The organism is Thiolinea disciformis DSM 14473 (assembly GCF_000371925.1).
In the GTDB taxonomy this organism is placed as follows: domain Bacteria; phylum Pseudomonadota; class Gammaproteobacteria; order Thiotrichales; family Thiotrichaceae; genus Thiolinea; species Thiolinea disciformis.
On record NZ_AQVE01000053.1, the window covers coordinates 1 to 2862 of the forward strand.

Genomic DNA, 2862 nt, shown 5'->3' on the forward strand with positions numbered 1-2862 from the left:
ACGATTATACCGTTTAAACACACTATTCCAGTGACCGTACTCACGCGGTAAACTCCGCCACTGACTGCCCGACCGCAGGATCCACAACACCGCCTGCAGGAATAAGCGACAGCGCTCTGGATTACCCACCTACACCCGTGGATGTTGGAGAAGCAGATCATATAAGATAAGCCATTGCTCATCCGTTAACACATAGCGATTCGTCATAACACGTTGAAATCATTTGCTTTTAGAAAACTCTATCTATAAATGTCAACAGAACTTAGGATCTCTTTCTCCATCTGAAGTTGTTTCACTTCACGGCGCAAACGTAACAGTTCGCTATGCTCTTCTAGGTTTAATAGGCTCTTCACACTGCCGGTCTGTGTATACTGCTGCTTCCAACGTTGTAGATTCTTCACATTCGTGCCCACCGCTTCGGCGGCTTGCGTCATGCCATAGCCTTGTTCCGTGATTAATAATACCGCCGCCTTCTTAAAGGTTTCATCATATTGGCGTTTCTGTTGCATCTAAAATCTCCTAGATTTCGTCATCTCTGATCGTAAAACACCTCTTAACACTGTGTCCGGTTCTAGTAGATCAGAGCACTACGCTTCATTACCAGCAGTGAGGTGCCTTGCTAGCCATTTGTTTAACTTCTTTTGAAGTACAAACACATTTCACTACCATTGTGCTCTGACTTCTTTGTCTCCCATTCTTTTCTAGCTTTTCTTTTCCAGTATTTGTCAAATGGGCTTGAAAATATCCAAAAAGATAATCCCATTAGCAATAATATATAATGCTTAAGTTGTTTATTTTTTTTTCTCAATAATTTTGTTACTACCTGTGTAGGTAGCCGAAGTAAAGTTATTGAAATTAAATATAGTCTGACTTTCTTTATTTTTTGTTTTGCTTTTTCATCAAGGGCTTGGGATTTGTCTGAAAACATTAATACAAACATGGGGTTGGAACTTGTAATCCAATCAATTGCACCATCATATTGGTTAGAATAAAATTCCTTTTGTAATTCAAAATTTTTAGTATGACATAGCTTGCAAAATTCATCTGTAGTTAATCTTCGAACATGCCCTTCGTCTTCAAAAAAGAATCTATTTTCAATTTCAGTATTAATCCCATCCTTTCGTAATTGACAAATGCTCCATTCATAACTTCCTTCATTTCCACAAGGCAAGAAATGAAGCATAGAAGACTCTGGTTTTAGATATTCATTCATTTCATTAAACACTTCAGTTAAATTGTATACATGTTCAAAAACGTGGTTTGTAAAAACAAAGTCAAATTTCTTTTGTGCAAAATCTGAGCTATTTGCTTCAAAAAATGTACACTCTGGGTAACGTAGTCTTGCATTTGAAACAGCATTTTTGCTTATATCAGTACCGTATATTTTCCAAGAAGGAAGTGCTTGTCGAATGATCTCTGTAAGAACTCCATTACCACATCCAAAATCTAATGCTTCGCCTTTAGCTGGAAGCTGGATGTCTTGAATGACTTCCAATAGCTTCCTTTTCTTTTCAATAGGCCATTCATCCATATACCCTTGTTTATACCTGTCGTCATAAAATTCTATAGACTGCTTTTGGTCATATAAGGCTGATTTTTCTTGTGCTTTCATACTTTTTTCCTTTAGGTAGGGCGAACAGTTTGTTAGACGGAATTTCCGGCATTATGTAGCAAGCGCACAAAGACTAAAAATTAATTCCTATTTTTATCTGGATTTGATCTTACCCGTCAACAGTGGACACCCAGAAGTCATACAACGTGCCGCCTTTCATAGTGTAACGGACTTAAATAGCCACATGCAGAATGGCGACGCTTTCTATTATAGTTGACCTCAATTTACTGGAACACGGCCTGACGCATCTGCTGATGCGTTTGGAAACGGTAACGATGCAGTTTCTCCACTTTCAGGCTATGGAAAAAGCTCTCGGCACAGGCATTGTCGTAACAATAACCCTTGGCACTCATGCTCCCAATCAGCCCATGCTGTTTGAGCAGATCACGGTAATCATGCGAGCACTACTGGCTGCCACGGTCGCTATGGACAATGACGCCTGTCGGTTTCCCCCGACGCAACAACGCGTTTTGCAGTGCGTCGCAGACTAGCCGAGCATCAATACGTGGACTCATCGCCCAACCCCCTACCAAGCGTGAATACAGATCAATCACCACCGCTAGGTAGAGCCAGCCCTCGTCGGTGCGGGTATAGGTGATGTCCTGCACCCATTGGCTATTCGGGGTATCCGCCTTAAAATTCTGCTCCAGTACATTGGGGTAGACGGGGAGTGCATGGGAGTCGGTGGTTTTGGGCTGAAACTTTCGCCCAGCAACCGCCCGTAATGCCAGCCGTTTTAGGCTGTTGGCGATGGTTTTAACATCATAGTGATGCCCTGGCCCGCGGAGTTCAACCTGCAAACGGGGCGCACCATAACAGTGGTCTTGCACGCACCCGAAACGCCTCTCTCACCCGTTCATCACACTGGGCTTGTTGTTGCGCCCTGCTGCCAAGCTTGTGATGCAGCCACGCCTAGTAGCCAGAACCAGAAACACCCAAGGTGCGGGACAATACAGCCAGGCTAAATTCGCCTAGGTTATCCTTGATAAAGGCGTACTTCACGACAGTTGCTTCGCAAAGTACGCGCTGGCCTTGTTTAATAGCGCTACCTCTTCGCGCAGCTGGGCCCATTCGCGTTTTTGTTTGGCGTTTTCACGCTCGCTTCGGTCACCGGCTGCCGCTGCCTTAGAGCGCCATTGATAGATTTGGGATTCATAAGTACCTACCCAAAAGAATCCCCTTGAAAAGAGCTATAGGAGTCCCCATCTATAATGGCATGTTTTACCTAACGGAGAACCCCCTAATGCGTC

General features: G+C 43.6%; 2 protein-coding genes and 2 pseudogenes. All 4 read right to left on the reverse strand.

The genetic code is table 11. From position 1 onward, the window contains the following. A pseudogene (locus A3IE_RS22630) lies at window positions 1-129 on the reverse strand (transposase); the annotation flags it as partial. Window positions 130-239: 110 nt separating this feature from the next. Beyond that, window positions 240-509 (reverse strand): transposase, encoded by a 270-nt coding sequence (locus A3IE_RS0119220; protein WP_020397239.1) that lies wholly within the window; start codon window positions 507-509, stop codon window positions 240-242. Between the two features lie 122 nt (window positions 510-631). Continuing rightward, complete coding sequence (locus A3IE_RS0119225; RefSeq protein ID WP_020397240.1) at window positions 632-1612, reverse strand: class I SAM-dependent methyltransferase; 981 nt, start codon at window positions 1610-1612, stop codon at window positions 632-634. A 137-nt stretch (window positions 1613-1749) separates the two neighbouring features. Beyond that, window positions 1750-2289: pseudogene (locus A3IE_RS23495) on the reverse strand (IS3 family transposase); the annotation flags it as partial. Window positions 2290-2862: the final 573 nt, after the last annotated feature.